Origin of the sequence: uncultured Modestobacter sp. (assembly GCF_947486615.1) — a bacterium.
In the GTDB taxonomy this organism is placed as follows: domain Bacteria; phylum Actinomycetota; class Actinomycetes; order Mycobacteriales; family Geodermatophilaceae; genus Modestobacter.
Map to the genome: position 1 here is coordinate 34,746 of NZ_CANKUD010000006.1, position 25,445 is coordinate 60,190.

Sequence of the window (25,445 nt, forward strand, 5' to 3'; positions counted from 1 at the left end):
GCCCGACGCGGCTCAACCCTGACGCGGCTCAACCCCGGTGCGGCTCCGCCTGGTCCGGGGCGGACGACGGAACGGCCCGCCTCCCCGAGGGGAGACGGGCCGTTCGTGTCCACGACCTGCGGTCAGGTGGCCGGGTGGTCGTCCGTGCGCTCCTCGGCGGGCGCGGCCTGCTCGTCGCGCTCCTGGTACTTCTCCAGGGCCTGCCGGACGACGTCGCGGTCGATCTCACCGCGCTGCGCCAGCGAGGCCAGCGTGCGGACGACGATCGCCTCGGCGTCGACGTGGAAGTGCCGCCGCAGCGCCGGGCGGGTGTCGGAGAGCCCGAACCCGTCGGTGCCCAGGCTGGCCATCCCACCGGGGACGAAGGGCGCGATGAGGTCGGGGACGGCCTTCATCCAGTCCGACACCGCGACGATCGGGCCCTCGACGCCGGAGAGCTTCTGGGTGACGAAGGGGACCTTCGGCTCCTCGGCCGGGTGCAGCAGGTTCCACTCGTCGGCCTCGAGCGCCTCGCGGCGCAGCTCGGTCCACGAGGTCACCGACCACACGTCGGCCGACACCCCCCAGTCGTTGGCCAGCAGCTCCTGGGCGCGCAGCGCCCACGGCACGGCGACACCCGAGGCCAGCACCTGCGCCTTGGGGCCCTTCACGTCGGGGCCCTCGGCGTAGCGGTACATGCCGGCCAGCAGTGAGGCGACGTCCAGGTCCTCGGGCTCGGCCGGCTGCCGGTAGGGCTCGTTGTAGATCGTCAGGTAGTACATGACGTTCGGGTCGCGGTGCCCACCGAGCGGGGCGCCCGGGTCGTTGCCGTACATCCGCGCCAGGGCGTCCCTGGTGATGGCCCCGACCTCGAAGGAGAACGCGGGGTCGTAGGTGACGACGGCGGGGTTGGTCGCCGCCAGCAGCAGCGAGTGCCCGTCCTCGTGCTGCAGGCCCTCGCCGTTCAGCGTGGTGCGGCCGGCGGTGGCGCCGAGCAGGAAGCCCCGGGTCATCTGGTCGGCGGCCGCCCAGATGGAGTCGGCGGTGCGCTGGAACCCGAACATCGAGTAGAAGATGTAGATCGGGATCATCGCCTCGCCGTGCGTGGCGTAGGAGCTGCCCGCGGCGATGAAGGAGGCCGTGGAGCCGGCCTCGTTGATCCCCTCGTGCAGGATCTGGCCCTGCTCGGACTCCTTGTAGGCCAGCATGAGCTCGCGGTCGACCGACGTGTAGTTCTGCCCGTGCGGGTTGTAGATCTTGATGCTCGGGAAGAGCGAGTCCATCCCGAAGGTGCGGGCCTCGTCGGGGATGATCGGCACGAACCGCGGAGCCAGCTCCTTGTCCTTCATCAGCTCCTTGAGCAGCCGGACGAAGGCCATCGTGGTGGCCACCTCCTGCTTGCCCGAGCCGCGCTTGAGGACGTCGAAGGCCTTGTCTTCCGGGGCCTTGAGCGGCTTGTGCTCCGACCGGCGGCGGGGCACCGCCCCACCCAGCTGACGACGCCGCTCGAGCATGTACTGCATCTCGGGGGAGTCCGGGTCGGGCTTGTAGTAGGGCGGCAGCGTCTTGTCCAGCTGCTCGTCCGGGATCGGGATCTCCAGCCGGTCGCGGAAGCCCACGATGTCCTCGGCGGTCAGCTTCTTCATCTGGTGCGTGGAGTTGCGGCCCTCGAAGTGGCTGCCCAGCGTCCAGCCCTTGATCGTCTTGGCGAGGATGACCGTGGGCTGGCCCTTGTGGTCCATCGCGGCCTTGTAGGCGGCGTAGACCTTGCGGTAGTCGTGCCCGCCACGGGCGAGGTCCCAGACCTCCTGGTCCGACATGCCCTCGACCAGCTTGCGGGTGCGCGGGTCACGGCCGAAGAAGTGCTCGCGGACGAAGGCGCCGTCCTCGGCCTTGTAGGTCTGGTAGTCGCCGTCCGGGGTGCTGTTCATCAGGTTGACCAGCGCGCCGTCGCGGTCGGCGGCCAGCAGCTTGTCCCAGCCGTGGCCCCAGATCACCTTGATGACGTTCCAGCCGGCGCCGCGGAAGAAGGACTCCAGCTCCTGGATGACCTTGCCGTTGCCGCGGACCGGGCCGTCCAGGCGCTGCAGGTTGCAGTTGATGACGAAGGTGAGGTTGTCCAGCTCCTCACGCGCGGCCAGGCCGATCGGGCCCAGCGACTCCGGCTCGTCGGTCTCGCCGTCGCCGAGGAAGGCCCACACGTGCTGGTCGGCGGTGTCGGCGATACCGCGGTTGTGCAGGTAGCGGTTGAACCGCGCCTGGTAGATCGCGTTCATCGGGCCGAGGCCCATCGAGACGGTGGGGAACTCCCAGAAGTCCGGCATCAGCCGGGGGTGCGGGTAGGACGACAGCCCGCCGCCGGGGTGGCTGACCTCCTGGCGGAACCCGTCGAGCTGGTGTTCGGTCAGCCGGCCCTCGAGGAAGGCGCGGGCGTAGATGCCGGGGGAGGCGTGGCCCTGGAAGTAGATCTGGTCCCCGCCGCCGGGGTGGTCCTTGCCGCGGAAGAAGTGGTTGAAGCCGACCTCGTACAGCATCGCGGACGACGCGTAGGAGGAGATGTGGCCGCCGACGCCGATCCCCGGCCGCTGCGCCCGGTGCACCATGATCGCGGCGTTCCAGCGGATGGCGTGGCGGATCTTCCGCTCCGCCTCCAGGTCGCCGGGGAACCACGGCTCCTGCTCCGGGGAGATCGTGTTGATGTAGTCGGTGCTGCGGAGCGCGGGGACGCCGACCTGCTGCTCACGGCTGCGCTCGAGCATCCGGAGCATGAGGTAGCGGGCCCGGTTGCGACCGGCGTGGTCGACGACCGCGTCGAGCGACTCGATCCACTCCTGGGTCTCGTCCGGGTCGGTGTCGGGGAGTTGGCTGGCCCGCCCATCGGTGATGACCGCGCGGGGGGTGCCGATGGTGCGGGCGGGGTCTCCGTCCGACTGCTGCGGTGCGCTCATGCCCCCATCGTCTCCTGCCGGGGCGGCGTACGTCACGTCTGCCCCGTGTCGCGTCCTGCCAGACGGGACGACGGCCCGCCCACCGACCTCGTCGCGGGGCCTTGCGCGTGGTCCTCCATGGCCTACGCTCCGCTCCAACGGTGGCCCCGGTGGTGGTCGACCCGGAACGCCGGCCGAGCCGGGGGACGGGCTCCGCAGGGCCTCCGTCACCCCACGGAACGGGTGGCTGGGGGGTCCCGGGCGGGCAGGACGGCCCGGGACAAGGCACCATCCCCCCAGAGCCAACGCCCCGCCGCACACCGCGACGGGGCACCGCACACCGCACCGCCCGAGCAGACCGGGCAGACGAGCACACGGAGGAACAGCAGGGATGAGCGTCGACTCGGGGAGCACCAGCATGGCTGCCCGGCTGGGGATCAAGCCGGGCATGGTCGTGCAGGAGCTCGGCTGGGACGAGGACGCCGACGAGGACCTGCGTGACTCGGTCGTCGAGCTGTCCGGTGGTGAGATGGTCGACGAGGACTCCGACGAGGTGGCCGACGTCGTCCTGCTGTGGTGGCGCGAGGAGGACGGCGACCTGATCGACGCCCTCGTCGACTCCATCGCCTCCCTTGCCGAGGACGGTGTGGTCTGGCTGCTCGTGCCCAAGTCCGGGCGCCCCGGCCACGTGGAGCCCGGTGACGTCACCGAGGCCGCCCCCACCGCCGGGCTGCAGCAGACCTCCAGCATCTCCGCGGCCAAGGACTGGTCGGGGATCCGGCTGGTCACCCCGAAGGCCGCCCGCTCCCGCCGCTGAACAAGGACCCCCTCGCCCCCACGCCTCGCAAGCTCGGCGCGGGCCCCTGCGAGGGGGCCGGAGGGTGCTGCCCGTCGTGGGTGCGGCACCATCGGGGGATGACCGTCTCCGTCGGTGACACCGCGCCTGAGTTCAGCCTCCGCGACCAGGACAAGCAGGTCGTCTCGCTGTCCGGGCTGCGGGGTGCCCCGGTGCTGGTGGTGTTCTTCCCGTTCGCCTTCTCCGGCACCTGCACCGGCGAGCTCTGCCAGCTGCGCGACGAGCTGACCACCTACACCGACGCCGGAGTGCAGGTGGTGGCGATCTCCACCGACCCGACCTTCAGCCTCAAGGCCTTCCGCGAGGCCCAGGGGCTCACCTTCCCGCTGCTGTCGGACTTCTGGCCGCACGGGGCGGCCGCCCAGGCCTACGGGGTGTTCAACGAGCGGGCCGGGATGCCGCTGCGCGGCACGTTCCTGGTCGACGCCGCGGGCACCGTCGTGTTCACCGAGGTGAACGAGGTCGGCGACCCGAGGCCGCAGTCGGGCTGGAAGGACGCCGTCGCGCAGCTGGCCACGGCGGCCTGATGCACACCCCCGTCCTCCTCGGGACGGGGCCGACGGGCGCGTAGCTCAGCGGTAGAGCGCTCGCCTTACAAGCGAGTGGTCGGGGGTTCGAACCCCTCCGCGCCCACCCCGCCGCCGCCCCGCGCCGGTTCACCCGGAGGGGTGGCCCCAGCTCAGCCGGCGTCCGCACCGCGTCGATCACCACGCCATGCGCCTCCAGCCGTCGTCCCGACCGCGCCGTGGCGTGCCCCTGTGGGTGCACCTGCTGGCACTCGTCCTGGTGCCGCTGGTGGGCGTGCTGGCGCTGACCGCGGTGATCGTCCGGACGGCGGTCTCCGAGGCGCGGACCGCCGAGCGGGCCGAGGCCGCCGTGCAGGCCGTGGCGCAGCTGGACGCCGCGCGCAGCGGGATCGAGCACGAGATCGTGCCGGTGCTGTCCGTCGCGGTGCTCAGCGACCCGGCGTTCTCCGCGGCGGTGGGCATCAGCCCGCTGCAGGCCCAGGTGCAGCTGGTGAACGTGGAGCGCACCCGGGACGAGGCGCAGGTGCTCACCGACCTGGCGCTGGCCGCGGTGCCGGCCGGTTCGCCGGGTGCCGCATCGGTCGAGCTGGCCGCCGGCCGGCTCGCCGACCTGCGGGCCGGTTCCGCGGCGCAGCAGGCCGCCCCCCAGGACACCTACGCGGGGTACTTCGCCGTCTCCGGCATGCTGATGGACGCCCAGCAGGCCGCGGCGGCGTCCACCACCGGGGAGGACGTCTCGATCGGCACCTACGAGGCGGCGCACGACGTGGCGCTGGTGGCCCGGGCAGCCCGCACGGCCAGCCGGATGATCCCGCTCTACGTCGGCACCCAGCTCCCCCTCGGCGGGGCCGAGGGCGGGCAGGCGGGGTGGCACGCCGCCTGGCAGGACTACCTCGACGCCAAGCGCGGGCTCGACCAGCTCGCCACACCCGGGGCAGCGGCGGCCTGGGAGGTCGTCCGGAACTCCCTGGCGGTCGTCCAGGTGGACGCCCAGCTCGCCGAGCAGCACGCCGCGGGGACGGCTGCCCCGCTCGCGCAGGTGGTCTCGCTGGTCAGCCAGAGCACCGTGCGGGACGCCGCCTACACCGACCTGCTGGACAGCGCGGTCGGCACCGCCCGCGCCGCTGCTGCTGCCGACCGCGACGCCGCCACCGACCGCCGGACGAGGACCCTGCTGGCCGGGCTGGGCGTGCTGCTGGTCGCCGGCCTGGCCGTCGGCCTCCTCGGCCGCAGCGTCACCCGCTCGCTCCGGGTGCTGGCCGGGCAGGCCGTCCGGGTCAGCCGGGGCGAGCTGGTCGAGGTCGGCAGCGGCGGTCCGCGCGAGGTGCGCACCGTCTCCGCGGCGCTCGACTCCGCGGTGGCCAGCCTCCGCCGGATCCAGGACCAGGCCCGCGCGGTCGCCCGCGGGGACCTGTCCAACGCCCTGCTCGACGAGCCGTTGCCCGGCCCGCTCGGTGAGGTCGTGCACGCCTCGGTCCGGCAGATCGTGTCCTCCGTCCGCCAGCGCGAGGAGCTGCAGTCCGCCCTGGCCCACCAGGCCTCGCACGACCCGCTCACCGAGCTGCCCAACCGGGCGCAGGCGCTGCAGCTCACCGCGGCGGCGCTGTCCCGTGGTCAGCGGTCGGGGTCGATGACCGGGCTGCTGTTCGTCGACCTGGACGGCTTCAAGGCGGTCAACGACAGCCTGGGGCACGCCGCCGGCGACGACGTCCTGTGCGAGGTCGCCGTCCGGCTGCGGGACGCCGTGCGCGCCGGGGACGTCGTCTGCCGGCTGGGCGGCGACGAGTTCGTGGTGCTGGTCGAGGGGGTGGACGACGAACGGACGCTGGTCGAGCTGGCCGAACGGCTGATCGACGCGGTCAGCGGTCCGCTGCTCGTCGGGGGCCAGCCGGCGTCGGTCGGCGCGAGCGTCGGGGTGGCGGTCAGCCGGGACGGCGTCACCGATCCCGACGTCCTCCTCGTCGAGGCCGACACCGCCGCCTACCGGGCCAAGCGGCACGGTCGCGGCCGGGCGGAGGTCTTCGACGAGGCGCTGCGGGCTCAGCTCGCCGAGCGCGCCGCCCTCGAGGCGGCGATCGCCGCTGGGCTGGCCGGCGGGGAGATGGTGCTGCACTACCAGCCGGTGATCGACGTGGCCGGCAGCCGGCTCACCGGTTACGAGGCGCTGGTGCGCTGGGAGCGGCCGGGCCACGGCATGGTCCCGCCGGACCTGTTCATCCCGGCGGCCGAGGAGTCTCGGCTGATCTGCGAGCTGGACCGCTGGGTGCTGCACGAGGCCACCCGGCAGCTGGCCGAGTGGCGGGCCGACGCCGGGGTGGCGGACGGCGAGCCCGAGCCGACCATCGCCGTGAACATCTCCGGCCGGCATCTCGCCGACCGGCGGGTGGTGGCCGACGTCGCCGACGCGCTGGCCGCCTCCGGGCTGCCGGCCCACCTGCTGGTCCTCGAGGTCACCGAGACGGTGCTGGTCGACGACCCGTCGGCGATCGACAACCTGGCCGCCCTGCGCGCGCTGGGCGCGGCCATCGCCATCGACGACTTCGGCACCGGGTACACGTCGATCGGCCAGCTCCGGCACATGCCGGTGGACACCCTGAAGATCGACCGCAGCTTCATCGCCTCGGGAGAGCCGGGGCACGGCGAGCTCGTGGCACTGATGATCCGCGCAGCGCACACCTTCGGCATGACCGTGGTCGCCGAGGGCGTGGAGGAGCCGGCGCAGCTGGCCCGGCTGCGGGCGGAGTCCTGCGACCAGGCCCAGGGCTACCTGCTGCACCGGCCGCTGCCGGCCGCCGCTGCCGGTGCGCTGCTGCAGGCCCGGCACCCGGTGGCCGGCCCGGCCTGACGGGACGGCGGGCCGGTTCCGCAGCCCGGTGTGCCGGCGGCCCGCACGGCCACCGGCACACCGGTTCAGCTGATCGGCGCCCCGGAGGTGGTCTGGCCCGGTGCGGTGGTGAGGACGACGGTCGCGCCCCCGGCCTCCACCGCCTGCAGCGTCCGCAGCTGCAGCAGGGCCGGCTGCTCGGCGACCATCCGGGCCGCGTTGGCCAGCGCCCGGGTCGCCGCCACCTCCGACCGCGCCCGCTCCAGGGCGGCCAGCCCCTGCGCCCGGGCGGTGGCGACCTCCGCCGCGGCCCGCCGCAGCTCGGCCGGCACCATCACGTCGCGCACCGCGACGTCCGCCACGGTGACGCCGACCGCCGCCGCCCGGGCCGCGACCGGCTCGCGCACCGCGGACGGCAGCGACTCGCGGTCGGTCAGCAGCTCGTCGAGGGTCCGGCCCGCGACCGCCTCCCGCAGCGCCACCTGGAGGGCTGCGTAGACGAACGCGTCGGCGTCCTGGACCGCCTCGTGCCAGCGGCGGGGGTCGGTCGTGGCGCAGGTGGCGAAGAGGCTCACCCGGACGGTCAGCCCGTCGGCGGTCAGCACCTCCTGACCCGGCACCACCAGCAGCCGCGGGCGGACGGCGACCCGGACGTACCGCTGCCGCCGCCGCGGCCGGCGGTGCCGCCCCGGTGCCAGCACCTCGGTGAAGCGGCCGTCCCGGTAGGCCAGGACCCGCTCCCACTCCTCGACGACGATGCGCACGTCCCCGCCTCCCTCCACTGCTCGCTCGGCTGCCTGCGCCGGGGCGACCGGCCGGCGCGTGGTCGGGCACGGACGGGGGACGCCGAGACGCCGCAGGCCGACCGCACCGCCGATGACCGCGCGCCGGACGGCCTGGGGAGTCGAACCCCGGACGTTCCGCAGACGTCTGCCCTGACATGGCACGTCCGGGGCCGACCCGCAGGACCTGCGACGGCGATGCCACCCGGCTGCTGACCCCGAACGGGGAGGACGGTAGGCGGCCGGCCGGTGCCCCGGCCAGCGGTTTTCAGTCGTCGGCGCCCCGGACGCCGGTGCGCCGTCCGGGGGTGGTCTCCCGGACCAGCCGGCGGGCGGCGTCGACCTCCCGGGCGACCGGGGCGAGCACCCCCTCGGCGTGGATCTCCGCGTCGTCGGGGAGCCGGTGCTCGCGCAGGTCCTGCTCCAGCTCCCGGACCGCCTTGCGCAGCACGGCCACCTGCGCGGGGTCGGGGGTGGGCTCACCGGCGCGCATCGCGATCACCGCCTCGGTCACGGCGTCCGACGTCCGCTCCAGCTGCACGATCACCGGCCACCAGGCGGCGGCGCGGGTGCTGATCGGCGGCGGCTCGGCGAGCCGGCGCTGGAGCTGGGTCTGCACCTCGGTCAGCGCCCGGTAGCTGCCCCGCCGGGCGCGGCGGGTGGCGTCCGGGCCGGCGGTGAACGCGGCGTCGACGAACCGGTCCAGGGCCAGGGTGGCGGCGCGCAGGGCGTCGTCCAGCGGGGCCCGCCAGGTCTGCGGCCACAGCAGGTAGCCGAACACCAGCACGATGCCGCAGCCGATCAGGGTGTCCACCAGCCGGGCGCCGACCAGCTCCGCGCCGCTGGGGGTGGCCAGGTCCAGCAGCAGGATGATGAACGGCGTCTGGAAGACCGAGAACAGGCCGAAGTTGCCGCTGCGGGCCCACGGCAGCGCGCCGGCGGCCAGCGCCATCGGCAGCAGCACCCAGGCGTCCCGGTGCAGGAAGGTCAGCAGCAGCGACCCGATCAGCACGCCGAGCAGCGTGCCGGCCCCGCGCTGCACGGCGCGGGTGAACACCGAGCCGTAGTCGGGCTTGAGGATGATCGCCACGGTCAGCAGCACCCAGTAGGGCCGCTCGATCGGCAGCAGCTGCCGGGCCACCTCGGCCACCGTCATGCACAGCGTCAGCCGGACGACGAAGGCGCGGGAGTCGGCGTTGCCCACGGTGCGGTCCAGCAGGTCGTGCCACCGCACCCGCCACTCCAGCTCGGCGCGCACCACCGCCGCCGAGGCCCGCTCCTCGGGGTCGCCGACGACGTTCCAGACCAGGCGCAGGCCGTGCCGCACCGCGCGGCGGGGGGCGGGCCCGTCCTCCACCGGGGGCGGCCGCTCGCCGAGCAGGGGACGCCGCTCGGTGACGGCGGTGGCCAGCGCGTGCGCGGCGCCGATGTCGCGGGAGTCCGGCGTCACTCCGCCGCGAGCGCTGGCCACGGCGGCCTCGATCAGCGGCGCGGCGGCGTTGAGCACCCCGGCCAGCTCCGCGAGCTCCCGGCTGCGGCCGGCCGAGCGGCTGCGCGCGTGGATGACCCGGTCGTACCCGGCGTTCAACGCCAGGGTGAGCTCCCGGCGGGCCTCCTCGACACGGTCGCCGCCGATCGCCTCGAGCAGCTCGGCGACCCGGCGGAAGACCGCCCCCACCGCCGACCGGTCCGGGTCGACCTGTTCGGTGCGCGCCTGCACCAGCACGGCGAGGGTGCCCCAGGCGGCGCCGGCCAGGAAGAAGCCCAGCTCGACCACCGGCGACAGCGGGGTGACCAGCCCGGAGGAGATGGCGGTGTAGACCAGCAGCTGCAGCGCGCCGAGGGAGAACGCCCCGCTGATCGAGCTGAGCAGGGCCGCGATCGCCGACACCGCCGCGAGCAGCAGCACCGGCTGCCAGCCGCCGCCGGTGAGCGCGTGCCCGACGAGCAGGCCGGTGCCGCCCAGCAGCGAGGCGGCGGCGACCCGGCGCAGCCGCACCCGCAGCGGCCCCGACTGCGGGGCGAGGGTGGCCGCCAGCGACCCCATGGTGGCGAACACCCCGGCGCCCAGCGCCGAGCCCTGCATGCCGCCGACCGCCAGCGCGAGGGCCAGCGGTGCGGGGATCACCAGGGCGAAGCGGACGACGTCGCGCCACGGCACCCCGGCCGGGCTGGTGCGCACCAGCTCCTCCAGCCACGCCGGTGCCCGCAACCCCCGCTCCGCCACGGACCGGAGCCTCCCACCCCGGGCAGGGCGCGGCCGGGCAGGGCGTCGCACACTGGACGTCGTGCCGCGCCCCCTCGTCGTCCCGCCCGGGCCGGCGGGACACCGGTGACGGCCACCGCCGAGCGGGCGCCGGGCCGGCGGTCGGTGCCGGTCGAGCCGGTGCCCGAGGGCGGCTGGTTCCGCCGGCTGGTCGGCTACTGCCTGCGCCACCGGGGCGACCTGGTCGGGGCGTTCACCGCAGCGCTGATCGGCTCGGTGATCGCCGCCGGGGTGCCGCTGCTGACCCGCGAGGTGGTCGACCGGGTGGTCGCCGGCGCCGAGGCGGGCACGCCGGTCGACGTCACCCCGTTCGTGGTCGCCCTGGTGCTGGCCGGCGTGGTGCGGTTCGCCGCCGGGTTCGTCCGCCGCTACCTGGCCGGGCGGCTGTCCCTGGACGTGCAGGTCGACCTGCGCAACGACGTGGCCACGGCGCTGTCCCGGCTGGACGGCCCGGGGCAGGACCGGCTGCAGACCGGCCAGACGGTCAGCCGGTCGATCAGCGACATCACCCTGGTGCAGGGGCTGCTGGCCTTCCTGCCCAACCTCGCCGGCAACGCGCTGCTGTTCGTCGTCTCCCTCGGCGTGATGGCCTGGCTCTCCCCGCTGCTCACGGTGGTGGCGCTGGCCGTGGGCCCGGCGCTGTGGTGGCTGGCGCTGCGCTCCCGCCGCGACCTCTTCCCGGCCAACTGGGCCGCGCAGCAGCAGGCCGGGGTGGTCGCCGGCGACGTGGAGGCCGCGGTCAGCGGCGTCCGGGTGGTCAAGGGCTTCGGCCAGGAGGACCGCGAGCTCGACCGGGTCGAGGGCGACGCCCGTCGGCTGTTCGGCGCCCGGATGCGGGTCGTGCGGTACACCGCCCGCTACAACCCGCTGCTGCAGGCCGTCCCCGCGCTGGGCCAGGTCGGCGTGCTCGCGCTGGGCGGCTGGCTGGCCCTGCGCGGGTCGATCACCCTGGGCACGTTCCTGGCCTTCGCCACCTACCTCGCCGCGCTGGTGTCACCGGTGCGGCAGCTGGCCGCGGTGCTCACCATCGGCCAGCAGGCCCGGGCCGGGGTCGAGCGGGTGCTGGAGATCGTCGACGCCCGCCCCACGCTGGTCTCCGGCACCCGGCCGCTCCCCGCCGGCCCGCTGACCGTCGAGCTGGACGAGGTCACCTTCGGCCACTCCGCCGACCGGCCGGTGCTGTCGGGGGTGTCGCTGCGGATCGAGCCGGGGGAGACCCTCGCCCTGGTCGGCAGCTCCGGGGCGGGGAAGTCCAGCGTGGTCAGCCTGCTGCCGCGCTTCTACGACGTCTCCGCCGGCGCGGTGCGGGTCGGCGGCATCGACGTCCGCGACCTGGAGCTGGGCTCGTTGCGCTCGGCGCTCGGCGTGGTCTTCGAGGACAGCTTCCTGTTCTCCGACACGGTGCGCGCCAACATCGCCTTCGGCCGCCCGGACGCCACCGACGCCGAGGTGCGCGCCGCCGCCCGCGCCGCGCAGGCCGACGGGTTCATCAGCGAGCTGCCCGAGGGCTACGACACCGTCGTCGGCGAGCAGGGGCTCACCCTCTCCGGCGGGCAGCGGCAACGGGTCTCACTGGCCCGCGCGCTGCTCACCGACCCGCGGGTGCTGGTGCTCGACGACGCCACCTCCGCGGTCGACGCCGCGGTCGAGGCCCGCATCCACGCCGCGCTGCGCACCGCCGTCCGGGGCCGGACGACGCTGCTGGTGGCGCACCGCCGCTCGACGCTGGCCCTGGCCGACCGGGTCGCGGTGCTGGACGGCGGCCGGGTGGTCGACGTCGGCACCGCCGCCGAGCTGGAGGCCCGCTCCCCGCTGTTCCGCCTCCTGCTCTCCGGCGACGGCCCCACCCCCGACCACCAGGATGGCCGTTCTGGTGGTGGTGAGGTGACGCCGGAGGGCACCACCCCGGCGGCGTGGCCGGACCCCGCGCCGGTCACCGAGGACGGCGGCCCGGCGCGGCCGGCGGCCACCTCGATCGGGGGGCGCGGCTCCGCGCTGGCCTCCGCTGCGCCCACCCCGGCGCTGCGGGCCCTGGTGGACCGGCTGCCCCCGACGGTGGACGAACCCGACGTGCCGACCGGCCGGGCCCGCGCCGCCGACCCGCACTTCTCGCTGTGGGGGCTGATCCGCCCCTTCCGCTGGGCGCTGGCGGGCGCGCTGGTGCTGGTCGCGCTGGACACCGGCGCCCAGCTGGCCATCCCGGCGCTGGTGCGCGAGGGAGTCGACGACGGGATCGTGGCCGGCTCGACGTCGCTGCTGCTCGGCGTGGCCGGCATCGCGCTCGCCGTCGTGCTGGCCGACCTCGTCGTCGCCCGGGGAGCGGCCTGGCTGACCGGTCGCACGGGTGAGCGGCTGCTCTACACGCTGCGGGTGAAGACCTTCGCCCAGCTCCAGCGGCTCGGTCTGGACTACTACGAGCGCGAGCTCGGCGGTCGGATCATGACCCGGATGACCACCGACGTCGACGCGCTGTCGGCGTTCCTGCAGACCGGGCTGACCACCGCGGTGATCAGCGTGCTCACCCTGGCCGGGGTGCTGGTCGTGGTCTTCGTCTACGACGTCGAGCTGGCCCTGGTGCTGGTCGCCTCGCTGCCGGTGCTGGTGGTGGCCACCGTGTGGTTCCGCGCCCGCTCGGTGCCGGCCTACACCGAGGCCCGTGAGCGGGTGAGTGCGGTCAACGCCCGGCTGCAGGAGGACGTCGCCGGGCTGCGCACCACCCAGGTGTTCGACCGCACCGAGCGCTCCACCGAGGTGTTCCGCGAGCACGCCCAGGCCTACCGGGACGTGCGGCTGCGGGCGCAGCGCTACATCGCCACCTACTTCCCGTTCGTGGAGTTCCTCTCCGAGGTGGCCGCGGCCGCGGTGCTGGCGGTGGGTGCCGCCCGGCTGGCCGACGGCGACATCACCGCCGGCGTGCTGCTGGCCTTCGTCCTCTACGTCTCCACGTTCTTCGCACCCGTCCAGCAGCTGTCCCAGGTGTTCGACAGCTACCAGCAGGCCGCCGTGGGCCTGCGCCGGCTGCGCGACCTGCTGCGCACCCCGACGTCCACCCCGGCCGCCGCCGACCCGGCACCGGTGGGCCGGCTGCGCGGTGAGGTGCGGCTGGCCGACGTCACCTTCACCTACCGCGGCGCCCCGGCGCCGGCGCTGCGCGGGGTCTCGCTGACCGTCGCGCCGGGGGAGACGCTCGCGCTGGTCGGGGAGACGGGGGCCGGGAAGTCCACGGTGGTGAAGCTGGTGGCCCGGTTCTACGACCCGACGTCCGGTGCGGTGTGCGTGGACGGCGCGGACCTGCGCTCGCTGGACCTGCTGCAGTACCGGGCCCGGCTGGGCGTCGTCCCGCAGGAGGCGTTCCTGTTCGCCGGCACGGTGCGCGACGCGATCGCCTACGGCCGGCCGGACGCCTCCGACGCCGAGGTGGAGGCCGCCGCCCGGGCCGTGGGCGCGCACGAGATGGTGGCCGGGCTGGAGCACGGCTACCGGACCCGGGTGGGGGAGCGCGGCCGGTCGCTGTCGGCCGGGCAGCGTCAGCTGCTGGCACTCGCCCGCGCCGAACTGGTCGACCCCGACGTGCTGCTGCTGGACGAGGCCACCGCCTCCCTCGACCTGGCCACCGAGGCGGCGGTGACCCGCGCGTCCGACGCCGTCGCCCGGCGGCGGACCACGCTGGTCGTCGCCCACCGGCTCACCACCGCCGCCCGGGCCGACCGGGTCGCGGTGCTGGACGGCGGCCGGGTGCTCGAGGTCGGCACGCACGCCGAGCTGCTGGCCGCCGGCGGCGCCTACGCCACGTTGTGGGCGGCCTACACCGCCGACGAGGACGCCGACCCGCTGATGGACTGAGCCGGTCCCCGCTCGCCAGCCCCCGAGCCGGCCATGTTGGCGGACATGGCCGGGGATCAGGACTGGTCGGCCGGGCAGTGTGCGGTGGCGGCCCACTCCGGCCCGGTATTGGGCACCCCGTGCACATCGCCCAGCGCGACGGCACGTCGAGGGCGCGGTCGACCGACGCAGCCGCACGTGGCGGGCGCCGCATGGCACCGTGGCGCCGTGACCGTCGTGCGCGTCGCCCGCCCCGCGGACCTGGCCCGGCTCCGCGACGTCGAGGTCGCCGCCGACGAGCTGTTCGTCCCCCTCGGGATCACCGACCTGCCTGCGCCCGCGTCGGCAACCGAGCGGGCGCGGTCCTGGCGGGTGCTGGTGGTCGGTGAGCCGGTGCAGGGTTTCGCCGTCCTCGAGTTGCTCGACGGGGCGGTGCACCTGGAGCAGCTGTCGGTCGACCCGGAGCACGGCCGGCGCGGTCTGGGTGCCGCCCTGCTCGCGGCCACGGTGCAGGCCGCGGCGGAGCAGGGCGCCGACCGGGTCACCCTGCTCACCTACGCCGACGTGCCGTGGAACGCGCCGTTCTACGCCCGGCACGGCTGGCGGGAGACCGGCGAGCTCACGCCGGGCCTGCGGGCGCTGCGCCGCCGCGAGGAGGAGCTGGGGCTGGACCGGCACGGACGCCGGGTGGCGATGGTGCGGTCGCTCACCACCGGTTAGCGCCGCGCCCGCAGTGGGCACCGGTCGTGCATGACCGAGATGCGCACCGTCCCCTCGACCGACGCCGACGGGCTCCAGACCGACCGCCCGCTGGGCGAGCTGGAGGTCGTCCACGCCTTCACCGAGGGTCCGATGCCGACCGGTGTCTCGGTGTCGCACACCGGCCGGGTGTTCGTGAACTTCCCGAAGTGGGGCGACGACGTGCAGTTCACCGTCGCCGAGATCCGCGACGGCCAGGTCGTCGCCTTCCCCGACCAGGCCTGGAACGACCCGCGCACGGACGACGACCGCGAGGCGTTCGTCAGCGTGCAGAGCATCGTCGTCGACCCCGCCGACCGGCTCTGGGTGCTGGACACCGGCTCCCCGCTGTTCCAGCCCACGCAGGTCGGCGGCCCGAAGCTCGTCTGCATCGACCTGAGCACCGACACCGTGGTGCAGACCATCGTCTTCCCCCGGGAGGTCGCGCTGGAGACGACCTACCTCAACGACGTCCGCTTCGACCTGCGGCGCGGGGAGGCCGGCGTCGCCTACATCACCGACTCGGCCGACTCCGGCGAGAACGCGATCATCGTGGTCGACCTGGCCACCGGGGAGTCCTGGCGGCGGCTGCGCGACCACGCCTCGACCAAGGCCGTCACCCCGCCAGAGCTGCTCCTGATGGTGGAGGGCCGGCCCTTCCTCGAGCAGCCCGAGCCCGACGCCGAGCCGCAGCCGGTCGCGATGGGCGCCGACGGCATCGCCATCTCCGCCGACGGTGAGCGGCTCTGGTACTGCCCGCTCGCCGCACGGCACTGGTACAGCGTGGCCACCGACGCCCTCCTCGACCGGAACCTGGACGACGACGCGGTTGCGGCCACCGTCGTGGACGAGGGCGACAAGGGCAGCGCCGGCGACGGCCTGGAGACCGATGACGCCGGCAACCTCTACGCCACCGCCGGTGAGCAGAACGCCGTGCTGCGGCGCCGCCCCGACGGCACGATCGAGACGGTGCTGCACGACCCGCGGCTGCTGTGGCCGGACACCATGTCCGTGGCGGCAGACGGCCACCTCTACGTCACCGCCAACCAGCTGCACAGGCAGGCCCGGTACGCAGGTGGCGTGGACGGACGCCGGTACCCCTACCTCCTCGTGCGCACCCCCATCGGCGCCGGCCCCGTGCGGCTGGTCCGTTGACCGCGGGAGCGGCGTCCGCCGACCGGCAGATGCGGCACGCCGACCCATCCGGAGCGGACTCCGGACACGAAGAACGGAACGTGACCACGGTGAGCCATCCCCCGTCCGAGGGACTTCCGGCCGATGCGACGTCGATCATGTCGCGCACAACGGGCCGGCTCCGGCGGGCTGACCTACAGTCCGATCTCGTGGCTCTCCCGGTGTCCGACGAGACGGCGACGGCCCAGGTCCGGGAGCTGCCGCTCCCCGGCGTGGCCCTCGGCGAGGTGATCGCCGCGCTGGAGTCGCGCTACGACCCGGCGCTGGCCGAGGACTGGGACGCCGTCGGCCTGGTCTGCGGAGACCCCGAGGAGCCCGTCCGGTCGGTGATGTTCGCCGTCGACCCGACCACGGAGGTCGTCGACGAGGCGATCGCCGCCGGGGTCGACCTGCTGGTGACCCACCACCCGCTGCTGCTCACGCCGGTGCACGGCGTCCCGGCCAGCGACCCGAAGGGCCGGTTGGTGCACCGCATGGTCCGCGCGGGTGTGGCCCACTTCGTGGCGCACACCAACGCCGACCGGGCCGCCGACCACGGCGTGAACGACGCGCTGGCGGCCGCGCTCGGCCTGGTCGACACCCGGCCGCTGGAGTCGGTCCCGGCCCCGGACACCGACACCCTCGTCGTCTTCGTCCCGGTCGGGGTGACCGACGAGCTGGTCGACGCGCTCTCCGACGCCGGCGCGGGGGTGATCGGCGACTACACCCGCTGCGTCTGGCAGACCACCGGTACCGGCACGTTCATCCCGGGGGAGGACGCCCACCCCACCATCGGCCGGGAGGGGCACGTCGAGCGGGTGCCCGAGGTGCGGCTGGAGATGGTCGTCCCGCGCGACCGGCGTGCCGCGGTGCTGCGCGCCCTCCGTGATCTGCACCCCTACGAGGACCCGGGCTACACCTTCTTCGAGAACTCGGTCACGCCCAGCCGGGCGGGGCTCGGCCGGGTGGGGGAGCTGCCCTTGCCGGTGACCCTGCGGGAGTTCGCCGAGCGGGCGGCCACGGCGCTGCCCACCACGCCCGGTGGCGTGCGGGTCGCCGGCGACCCCGAGCGGCTCGTGCGCACCGTCGCCGTCTGCGGCGGCAGCGGCAGCTCGCTGCTCGGTGAGGCGACGTCGGCCGGCGCCGACGTCTTCCTCACCAGCGACCTGAAGCACCACACGGTGTCCGAGGCCATGGAGGCCCCCGGCCCGGCCCTGTGCGACGTGGCGCACTTCGCCTCCGAGCACCCCTGGCTGTCCTGCGCGGCCGACCTGCTGCGCCGTGACCTGGGTGCGCGGGTCGAGGTGACGGTCTCTGCCCGGCGCACCGACCCGTGGACCTGGCAGGCCGGGGGCGCCGGTGCCGACCCCACCCGCCTGCACCCGGCCGACTGAGGCCGCACGACCTCCGGGCCCGCTCCGCGCTGCGCGGAGCGGGCCCGGTGTGTCTCGGCGGCCGGTGCACGCGGGTAGTCGAAGGACCCCCGTGCCCCCCACCACTCGCAGGCTCGCGGCGGGATCCTGCACGGGGGCCGACGAGCGAGGATGCGCCCGGTAGGTTGTCGGGGTGCAGGCTGATCACTTCGTCCAGCAGAGACTGCTGACCCTCGCTGCGGAGGACGTCGCCCTCGCGCAACTCGCCCACCGCAAGCGCACCCTCCCCGAGCTCGCCGCCGTCGACGCCGCCGTGGAGGCGCAGCGGGCCCTGGCCGACGACGTCGTCCGGGCCGAGACGCAGGTGCGCGACCTCGACCGCGAGCAGAAGCGGCTGGAGTCCGACGTCGACACGGTGCGCCAGCGCGCCGCGCGTGACCAGGCGCGGATCGACTCCGGTGGGGCCACGCCGAAGGAGATCACCGGCCTGCAGCACGAGCTGGAGTCGCTGAACCGGCGGCAGGGCGACCTGGAGGACCAGGTGCTCGAGCTGATGGAGCGCCGCGAGGCCGCCGACGCGGCCCTGGCCACCGCTCAGGGCGGGCTGGCCGGCGCGCAGGCCCAGCAGGAGCGGGCCGAACAGGCACGGGACGAGGCCCTGGCGCAGATCGCCGAGGCCACCACGGCCCACCAGGCCACCCGCGACGAGGTGGCCGCCACCATCCCCGCCGACCTGCTCAAGGTCTACGACCGGGTCGCCGCGCAGACCGGGAGCACCGGCGCGGCCGAGCTCAAGGCCCGCCGCTGCCAGGGCTGCCGGATCGAGTTCTACGGCACCGAGCTGGCCTCCTACCGCAACGCCGACCCGCACACCGTGCTGCGCTGCGAGAACTGCGGCCGGGTGCTGGTGCGCACCGCCGAGTCCGGGCTGTGACCCGGCGCGTCATCGTCGAGGCCGACGGCGGGTCGCGGGGCAACCCGGGGCCGGCCGGCTACGGCGCCCTGGTCCGGGACGCCGAGACCGGCCGGGTGCTCGCCGAGCGGGCCGAGTCGGTCGGCCGGGCCACCAACAACGTCGCCGAGTACGGCGGCCTGGTCGCCGGGCTGCAGGCCGTGCTCGACCTCGACCCCACCGCCAGCGTCGAGGTCCGGATGGACAGCAAGCTGGTCGTCGAGCAGATGTCGGGGCGCTGGCAGATCAAGCACCCGGACATGAAGAAGCTCGCCGTGCAGGCCCGCGACATCGCCCGTCAGCTCGGCTCGGTCCGCTACACCTGGGTGCCCCGCGCGCAGAACGGCGCCGCGGACGCGCTGGCCAACAGCGCGATGGACGGCAAGCCGGTCCGCCGGGACCTGGCCGCCGAGCCGGTCGTGGTCGAGGACGACGTCCAGCCGGCCACCGAACCCGCCCCCGTGGTCACCACGCTCACCCACCTGCTGCGGCACGGGCGCACCGAGCACACCCCCGAGCGCCGGTTCAGCGGCAGCAGCGACCTGCCGCTGTCCGAGCTGGGCCGGGCGGATGCGGCCGCCGCGGCCCAGCACCTGGCCGGCCGGGGCATCGACGTGATCGTCAGCTCGCCGCTGCAGCGCACCCGGCAGACCGCCGAGGCCGCCGCCGCGGTGCTCGGCGTCCCGGTGGAGGTCGACACCGACCTGCGCGAGCTGGACTTCGGCGCCTGGGAGGGGCTCACCGCCGCGGAGGCCCAGCAGAAGAGCCCGCTGGCGTTCCGGCGCTGGTCCGGGGCCACCGACGTCCGCCCACCCGGTGGCGAGTCGATCGCGGACGTCTCCGCCCGGGTGGCCCGTGCCCGAACCCGCATCCTGGAGCGGCACGCCGGGAAGACGGTGCTGCTGGTCAGCCACATGATGCCGATCAAGCTGCTGCTGGCCGCCGGGCTCGGGGTCGGTGACGACGTCGTCCACCGGGTGTTCCTGGAGGCGGCCTCGCTGTGCACGGTGACCTGGTCCTCCGACGGCCGCGCCACCGTGCGGCTGGTCAACGACACCAGCCACCTCGGCTGACCCAGCCGCCCCACCCGCAGGTCACGCCCACCGGCACCGGCCCGGGAGCGTGGACACTGGGTCCGACAGGTGACCAGCCGCCAGCCAGGAGCGCCCGCATGACCGTCACGACCGCGCCAGCCACCCTCGTCGGGGACGAGCGCACGATGAGCGCCGCCGAGTACGAGAGATGGGCTGCCGAGGTGCGCCGGCTGGCCGACGAGCGTGGTGCCGTCGTCCTGGCGCACAACTACCAGGTGCCCGAGATCCAGGACGTCGCCCACCACACCGGCGACTCCCTCTACCTGTCCCGGGTCGCCGCGCAGACCGACGCCCGGGAGATCGTCTTCTGCGGCGTCCACTTCATGGCCGAGACGGCGAAGATCCTCTCGCCGGACAAGACCGTGCTGCTGCCCGACCACGCGGCCGGCTGCTCGCTGGCCGACAGCATCACCGCCGAGCAGCTGCGCGAGTGGAAGGCCGAGCACCCCGGCGCCGTCGTGGTCAGCTACGTGAACACCACGGCCGCGGTGAAGGCCGAGACCGACATCTGCTGCACCTCGTCCAACGCCGCCGACGTGATCCGGTCCATCCCGGCCGACCGGGAGATCCTGTTCCTGCCCGACCAGTTCCTCGGTGCGCACGTCAAGCGGGTCACCGGGCGGTCGAACATCTCGATCTGGGCAGGGGAGTGCCACGTGCACGCCGGCATCAGCCCGGCCGACGTCCGGTCGCAGGTCGCCGCCCACCCGGACGCCGACATCCTGGTGCACCCCGAGTGCGGCTGCACCACCTCGGTGCTGGACCTGGTCAGCCACGGTGACCTGCCCGCCGAGCGCACCCGGGTGCTCTCCACCGGCGGCATGGCCGAGGCCGCGGCGGCCACCCGCGCACCCCAGGTGCTGGTCGCCACCGAGGTCGGCATCCTGCACCAGCTGCGGGCGCTGAACACCGGCACCCAGTTCATCCCGATGAACGACCGGGCCGCCTGCCGCTACATGAAGATGATCACCCCGGCGAAGCTGCTGCACACGCTGCGCACCGGCGAGGGCGCGATCGACGTGGACGCCGAGGTGGCCACCCGCGCCCGTCGTGCGGTCGAGGCGATGATCGCCATCGGCGAGCCGGGCCGCGGCGGCGAGTAGCCGCCTCCTCGGGCCCCCAGCCGGCGGCCCCCTGGGTCAGCCGCGGAAGAACAGGTAGATCGAGACCGCGACGCCGAAGACGACGATCAGGACCCGCAGCGGGGTGCTCGGGATGCGCGTGGCGACCCTGGCGCCCAGGAACCCACCGAGCAGGCTGGCCGGGGCGCAGACCGCGACGTACTCCCAGGCGACCGGGCCCCAGATGCCGAAGACGACCACCGTCACCGATGCGGTGACCAGCGAGATCGCGCTCTTCATCGCGTTGGCCAGCTTCAGCCGGCCCAGCCCCAGGCCCAGCACGCCGACCAGGATCACGCCGAGCGCGCCGCCGAAGTAGCCGCCGTAGACGGTGGCCAGGAACAGGGCGACGTAGAGCCAGGCCGGGTCGCCGGGGCGGCCGGCCTCATCCCGGCGCTTGAGCCGGGTGGTCACCAGGGGCTGGGCGGCCAGCAGCAGGCTGGCCAGCAGCACCAGCACCGGGACGACGGTGTCGAAGGCCTCCGACGGCGTGGTGAGCAGCAGCACCGACCCGGCTGTGCCGCCGAGCACCGCGACGAGCCCGAACCGGATCATCCGGCCGCGCTGGCCCGCGTACTCCTTGCGGAAGCCGAGGACGCCGCCCACGTACCCGGGCCACTGGGCGATCGAGTTGGTGACGTTCGCGGCGACGGTGCCCAGGCCGAGGCCGACCAGGACGGGGAAGAGGATCAGCGACCCGCCGCCGGCGATGGAGTTGATCCCGCCGGCGAGGAGGGCGACCCCGGCGGCGATGAGGAGGTCGGCAACGGACACGGCCGCCGAGCCTACGGTGTCGGGCATGCCGAAGGACGTGCGCGCACTGGTCATGGCCGCCGGGATGACCGGCACCGGGGTGTTCCACCTGGTCCGCCCGCAGGCCTACGACTGGATGATCCCGCCGGAGCTGGGCCCGGCCCGCCCGTGGGTGCTGGGCAGCGGCGTGGCCGAGCTGGTCACCGCCGGGCTGCTGGCCGCGCCGGCCACGCGCCGGGCCGGGGGATGGGCGGCGGTGGGGCTGCTGCTCGGCGTCCTCCCCGCGCACGCGCAGACGCTGCGGGTGTTCCGCCACCGGCCGGGCAAGCTGGCGGTCGCTGCGGCCCGGATCCCGTTCCAGGTGCCGATGCTGCAGGCCGCCCTCCGCGTCGCCCGCGCCCGCTGACCGCGGGGCTCAGCGGCCGCGGGCCGGTGGCGGCTCGGGGTCGGTGAGCCGGGGGCCGTCCATCCGGCTGCCGGCCTGCTTGACCCGGCGCAGCACGGTGGCGGTCTCCATGCTGCGCACCGGCAGCGCGCCCACCCGCTCGGTGAGGAAGCGGTAGAGGTGCGCGGTGTCCCGGCAGGTCACCGCCACCATCAGGTTGACCGGGCCGGTGACCACCGCGGTGAAGGCGGTCTCCGGCTCGCGGGCCAGTGACTCCCCGACGTGGGCGATGTCGGCGGGGGCCACGCCCAGCCAGAGCATCGCGCTGACCGGGTGCCCGAGCAGCTCGTTGGCGATCTCCAGGTCGAAGTACAGCGCCCCGGCCGCGCGCAGCGCCTCCACGCGGCGGGCGACCCGGCTCTCCGACCAGCCGGTCACCCCGGCCAGTTCGGCGTAGGTCAACCGCCCGTCGGTGGCCAGCGCCGCGAAGAGCAGCTCGTCGTCGGTGTCCAGGGCCAGCGGGCTGGTCGGCGTCGTGGCCGGGACGGGCCGCAGCGCGGCGAGCTGGTCGTCGGTCAGCGGGTCCTCGAACCCGGTCCACTCGTACTTGCCGCCGACGTAGGCGTGCAGCACCGAGAACGCGGTCAGGTCGATCACCTGCACGGTGCGGGGCAGCCGGTCCAGCAGCAGCGCGTCGCGCTGGCGGGGCGTGCGGGGCCGGGTCGAGCAGGTGATCTCCGCACCCCCGGCGGTGATGCTGACCCAGGAGACCTCCGGACGACGGGCCAGCGCCTCGGCCACCGCGCCGGCCGCGGCCGGCTGGACCCGCACCCGGATGTGCCAGCTCGGCTCGGTGGTGGCGGGCGTCGCGAGGCCCAGGACGCGGACCACGCCGTCGGCCCGCAGTCGCCGCCAGCGGCGGGCCACCGTCTGCTCGGAGACGCCCAGCACGCCGGCCACCCGGCTGAAGGGCGCCCGACCGTCCACCTGCATGGCGTGCACGATCTGGCGGTCGATGGCGTCGATCACGGTGACGATCCTGCACCAGTCGGGTCTGCCGTGGAGGATCCCGTCACGACCGCCAGGTCGGTACGCGTGTTGTCACGGGCAACCGTCACAGTGGCGACATGCGCAAGTGGTTGCCGCTGGTCGCGATCTGCACCGGCACGTTCATGCTCCTCATCGACGTCACCATCGTGAACGTCGCACTGCCCGACATGGCCACCGACCTGGACACCAGCTTCGGGCAGCTGCAGTGGGTGGTGGACGTCTACGCCCTCGCCCTCGCCGCGCTCGTGCTCGGCGCCGGCTCGCTCGCCGACCTGTTCGGCCGGCGGAAGCTGTACCTGATCGGGCTGGTGCTCTTCGCCGTCGCGTCACTGGGCTCGGGCCTGGCCCCCGACGCGGGCTCCCTCATCGCGGCCCGCGCCCTGCAGGGCGTCGGCGGGGCGGTCATGTTCGCCACCACCATCGCCCTGATCAACACCAGCTACGAGGGTCGCGACCGGGGGACCGCCTTCGGCATCTGGGGCGCGGTGGTCGGTGCCTCGGCCGCGCTGGGGCCGATCCTCGGCGGCGCGCTCACCGAGCTCTCCTGGCGGTGGATCTTCTTCGTCAACCTGCCGGTCTGCGTCCTCGCCGTGGGGCTGACGCTGGCCGCGGTGCAGGAGGCCCGGCAGCCGAACGCCCCGCGCCCCGACGTCCCGGGGATCGCGCTGTTCACCCTCGGTGCCGGTGGGGTCGTGTTCGGCCTGGTGCGGGCGGCATCGGACGGGTGGAGCGCGCCGGTCTCCTGGGGGCCGCTGGTCGCCGGCCTCGCCGTCCTGGCCGGTTGGGTGCTGGTGGAGCTGCGCCGCCCGGCGCCGATGCTGGACGTCCGGTTGTTCGGCAGCCGGTCCTTCACCGGGATCATGGTCGGGGCGCTGGTGCTCAACGGAGCCGCCTTCGCCAACCTGATCTACACCTCGCTGTGGCTGCAGTCGATCGGTGGGCTGTCCCCGCTGCAGGCCGGCTGCGTGTTCATCCCGCTGTCGGCACTGAGCTTCGGCGTCGCCGCAGGGGCCGGCCGCTTCCTGCAGACCCGGCCGCCGCGGCTGGTCCTCGGCGGCGGGCTGCTGCTGGTCGGTGCCGGCGGGCTGCTGCTGGGCCTGGTCGACGCCGACTCCACCTGGCGGGTGCTGGTGCCCGGTCTCGCCGTCCTGGGCGCCGGCGTCGGGATGGCCAACCCGACCCTGGCGTCCGCGGCGCTGGCCGCGGTGCCGCGCGAGCGCAGCGGGATGGCCTCCGGTGCGGTGAACACCGCCCGGCAGCTCGGCTTCGCCCTCGGCGTCGCGGTGCTGGGCAGCATCTTCACCGCCCAGGCCGCCTCGGTGCTCCGCGACGCCGGCGCGACCGACCCGGCCGACACCGCCTCGGCCCTCACCGCCGGGCAGGCCGGTCAGCTGATCGGCTCCGCCCCGTCCTCGGCACGGGCCGACCTCGCCGACCTGCTGGGCACCGCCTACGCCGGCGGCCTGCGCGAGGTCTTCCTCGCCTGTGGGGTGAGCGGCATCGTCGGCGGGCTGCTGGTGCTGTGGCTGGTCCGCGCCGCCGCGCCGAGTCAGGGCCACCAGGCGCCGCGGCCGGCGGAGCGGCCGCAGGACGTGGCGGCGCACTGACCGGGCAGACTCCGGGCATGGCCACCGACTCGCTCCCGTTCCCCGACGACTGGCACCGCGCGCTGGTCGTGGCGGCACATCCGGACGACATCGAGTACGGCGCGGCGGCGGCGGTCGCGGCGTGGACGGCGGCCGGCAAGGAGGTGCACTACCTGCTGGCGACCCGCGGCGAGGCGGGCATCGCCGGGCTGCCGCCCACCGAGGCCGGCCCGCTCCGGGAGGACGAGGAGCGGCGGTCCGCAGCCGTGGTGGGTGTGTCGGAGGTGGAGTTCCTCGACCACCGGGACGGCGTCCTGGTCGCCGACCTCGAGCTGCGCCGGGACCTGGCCGCGGCGATCCGCCGGCACCGCCCGGACCTGGTGGTCACCACGTGGGGCGGGGACACCTGGACCCCGCCGGCGGTGTCGCCGGGGGCGCTCAACAGCCCCGACCACCGGGCGCTCAGCCGGTCGGTCCTCGATGCGGTGGCCGACGCGGCCAACGAGTGGATCTTCCCCGACCTGGCGGAGACGCCGTGGTCGGGCGTGGAGTACGTCGCCGTCCACACCGTCGAGCGGCCGGCGCCGCACGTCGTCGACGTCGGCGATGCGGTCGAGACCGCGGTCGCCTCGCTCACCGAGCACCGCCGGTACCTGGCGGCGCTGTCCGACGACCCGGTCGAGGAGCAGGCCCGTCGACAGGTCGACATGGCGACGCTGACCGAGGACGGCGACCGCCGGGTGGGCTTCCGGCTGTTCTGGGGATGACCGCCAGGTAGGCTGCCCGGCACGACGGACGAGTCGGCTGGGCGGTCGCGTCGGTGGGGGAGACCCTGCCGCCGAGGAACGTCCGGGCTCCACAGGGCAGGGTGGTCGTCAACAGCGACCCGGGGTGACCCGCGGGAAAGTGCCACAGAGAACAGACCGCCAGTGCTCGCACTGGTAAGGGTGAAACGGCGGTGTAAGAGACCACCGCACACCGGGTGACCGGTGTGGCTCGGTAAACCCCACCCGGAGCAAGGTCGAAAAGGGACGGCGGCCCGCCGTCGTCCTGCGCAGGCGATCGAGGGCTGCCCGCCCGAGCCTGCGGGTGGACCGCTCGAGCCTGCCGGCAACGGCAGGCCTAGATGGATGACCGCCCATCGGGACGCCGCGAGGCGCCCGGGGACAGAACCCGGCGTACAGGCCGACTCGTCCGTCGCCCCCGTCGCACCCGGGCCGCCAGCCCGCGGTGCGGC

The 25,445-nt window shown here is 74.8% G+C and carries 18 protein-coding genes, 1 tRNA gene and 1 other RNA gene; 15 read left to right on the plus strand and 5 right to left on the minus strand.

Annotated features, from left to right (window positions below; translation table 11 throughout):
* Positions 1-122: 122 nt before the first annotated feature.
* A complete protein-coding gene (gene aceE, locus Q1A09_RS12615) occupies positions 123-2,927 on the minus strand; it encodes a pyruvate dehydrogenase (acetyl-transferring), homodimeric type (RefSeq protein WP_299955399.1) in 2,805 nt (934 codons plus the stop codon).
* Positions 2,928-3,297: 370 nt separating this feature from the next.
* On the opposite strand from aceE, the gene Q1A09_RS12620 reads away from it, so the two are divergent.
* From Q1A09_RS12620 to Q1A09_RS12635, 4 genes are all read left to right on the plus strand, one after another.
* Positions 3,298-3,723, plus strand: a complete 426-nt coding sequence (locus Q1A09_RS12620) for a DUF3052 domain-containing protein (RefSeq protein ID WP_026845370.1) — start codon at positions 3,298-3,300, stop codon at positions 3,721-3,723.
* Between the two features lie 98 nt (positions 3,724-3,821).
* Complete coding sequence (locus Q1A09_RS12625) at positions 3,822-4,289, plus strand: peroxiredoxin (RefSeq protein WP_299955405.1); 468 nt, start codon at positions 3,822-3,824, stop codon at positions 4,287-4,289.
* Between the two features lie 34 nt (positions 4,290-4,323).
* Positions 4,324-4,395 (plus strand) — tRNA-Val (locus Q1A09_RS12630).
* Positions 4,396-4,512: 117 nt separating this feature from the next.
* Positions 4,513-7,134, plus strand: a complete 2,622-nt coding sequence (locus Q1A09_RS12635) for a bifunctional diguanylate cyclase/phosphodiesterase (protein ID WP_299955407.1) — start codon at positions 4,513-4,515, stop codon at positions 7,132-7,134.
* 65 nt (positions 7,135-7,199) lie between these two features.
* On the opposite strand, the gene Q1A09_RS12640 is transcribed toward Q1A09_RS12635, so the two are convergent.
* Positions 7,200-7,877 (minus strand): SPFH domain-containing protein, encoded by a 678-nt coding sequence (locus Q1A09_RS12640; RefSeq protein ID WP_299955409.1) that lies wholly within the window; start codon positions 7,875-7,877, stop codon positions 7,200-7,202.
* Positions 7,878-8,163: 286 nt separating this feature from the next.
* On the minus strand, positions 8,164-10,122 hold the full coding sequence (locus Q1A09_RS12645) for an FUSC family protein (RefSeq protein WP_299955411.1): 1,959 nt from the start codon (positions 10,120-10,122) through the stop codon (positions 8,164-8,166).
* Between the two features lie 105 nt (positions 10,123-10,227).
* Here Q1A09_RS12645 and Q1A09_RS12650 point away from each other — a divergent pair, with 105 nt between their 5' ends.
* From Q1A09_RS12650 to nadA, 7 genes are all read left to right on the plus strand, one after another.
* Positions 10,228-14,004: an ABC transporter ATP-binding protein gene (locus Q1A09_RS12650; RefSeq protein WP_299955413.1), complete on the plus strand. Its 3,777-nt coding sequence runs from the start codon at positions 10,228-10,230 to the stop codon at positions 14,002-14,004.
* A gap of 207 nt (positions 14,005-14,211) precedes the next feature.
* Positions 14,212-14,703 (plus strand): GNAT family N-acetyltransferase, encoded by a 492-nt coding sequence (locus Q1A09_RS12655; protein WP_299955415.1) that lies wholly within the window; start codon positions 14,212-14,214, stop codon positions 14,701-14,703.
* Positions 14,704-14,733: 30 nt separating this feature from the next.
* On the plus strand, positions 14,734-15,876 hold the full coding sequence (locus Q1A09_RS12660; protein ID WP_299955417.1) for an L-dopachrome tautomerase-related protein: 1,143 nt from the start codon (positions 14,734-14,736) through the stop codon (positions 15,874-15,876).
* A 188-nt stretch (positions 15,877-16,064) separates the two neighbouring features.
* A complete protein-coding gene (locus Q1A09_RS12665; RefSeq protein ID WP_299955419.1) occupies positions 16,065-17,288 on the plus strand; it encodes a Nif3-like dinuclear metal center hexameric protein in 1,224 nt (407 codons plus the stop codon).
* A gap of 172 nt (positions 17,289-17,460) precedes the next feature.
* On the plus strand, positions 17,461-18,201 hold the full coding sequence (locus Q1A09_RS12670) for a zinc ribbon domain-containing protein (protein ID WP_299955421.1): 741 nt from the start codon (positions 17,461-17,463) through the stop codon (positions 18,199-18,201).
* The gene (locus Q1A09_RS12675) at positions 18,198-19,292 is read left to right on the plus strand and encodes a bifunctional RNase H/acid phosphatase (protein ID WP_299955423.1); all 1,095 of its coding nucleotides are present in this window, start codon (positions 18,198-18,200) and stop codon (positions 19,290-19,292) included. The genes Q1A09_RS12670 and Q1A09_RS12675 overlap by 4 nt, the downstream gene beginning before the upstream one ends.
* Before the next feature lie 98 nt (positions 19,293-19,390).
* Positions 19,391-20,416: a quinolinate synthase NadA gene (nadA, locus tag Q1A09_RS12680; protein ID WP_299955425.1), complete on the plus strand. Its 1,026-nt coding sequence runs from the start codon at positions 19,391-19,393 to the stop codon at positions 20,414-20,416.
* A gap of 36 nt (positions 20,417-20,452) precedes the next feature.
* Here nadA and Q1A09_RS12685 read toward each other — a convergent pair whose 3' ends face one another.
* On the minus strand, positions 20,453-21,208 hold the full coding sequence (locus Q1A09_RS12685; protein WP_299955427.1) for a sulfite exporter TauE/SafE family protein: 756 nt from the start codon (positions 21,206-21,208) through the stop codon (positions 20,453-20,455).
* Positions 21,209-21,233: 25 nt separating this feature from the next.
* Here Q1A09_RS12685 and Q1A09_RS12690 point away from each other — a divergent pair, with 25 nt between their 5' ends.
* The gene (locus Q1A09_RS12690) at positions 21,234-21,593 is read left to right on the plus strand and encodes a hypothetical protein (protein ID WP_299955429.1); all 360 of its coding nucleotides are present in this window, start codon (positions 21,234-21,236) and stop codon (positions 21,591-21,593) included.
* A gap of 9 nt (positions 21,594-21,602) precedes the next feature.
* Here the strand turns inward: Q1A09_RS12690 and Q1A09_RS12695 are convergent, their stop codons facing one another.
* Positions 21,603-22,601 (minus strand): Lrp/AsnC family transcriptional regulator, encoded by a 999-nt coding sequence (locus Q1A09_RS12695; protein ID WP_299955431.1) that lies wholly within the window; start codon positions 22,599-22,601, stop codon positions 21,603-21,605.
* A gap of 98 nt (positions 22,602-22,699) precedes the next feature.
* On the opposite strand from Q1A09_RS12695, the gene Q1A09_RS12700 reads away from it, so the two are divergent.
* From Q1A09_RS12700 to rnpB, 3 genes are all read left to right on the plus strand, one after another.
* Positions 22,700-24,229, plus strand: a complete 1,530-nt coding sequence (locus Q1A09_RS12700; RefSeq protein WP_299955432.1) for an MFS transporter — start codon at positions 22,700-22,702, stop codon at positions 24,227-24,229.
* A 17-nt stretch (positions 24,230-24,246) separates the two neighbouring features.
* A complete protein-coding gene (locus Q1A09_RS12705; protein WP_299955434.1) occupies positions 24,247-24,975 on the plus strand; it encodes a PIG-L deacetylase family protein in 729 nt (242 codons plus the stop codon).
* A 29-nt stretch (positions 24,976-25,004) separates the two neighbouring features.
* An RNA gene (gene rnpB, locus Q1A09_RS12710) (RNase P RNA component class A) lies at positions 25,005-25,405 on the plus strand.
* The last annotated feature ends 40 nt before the right edge of the window (positions 25,406-25,445 follow it).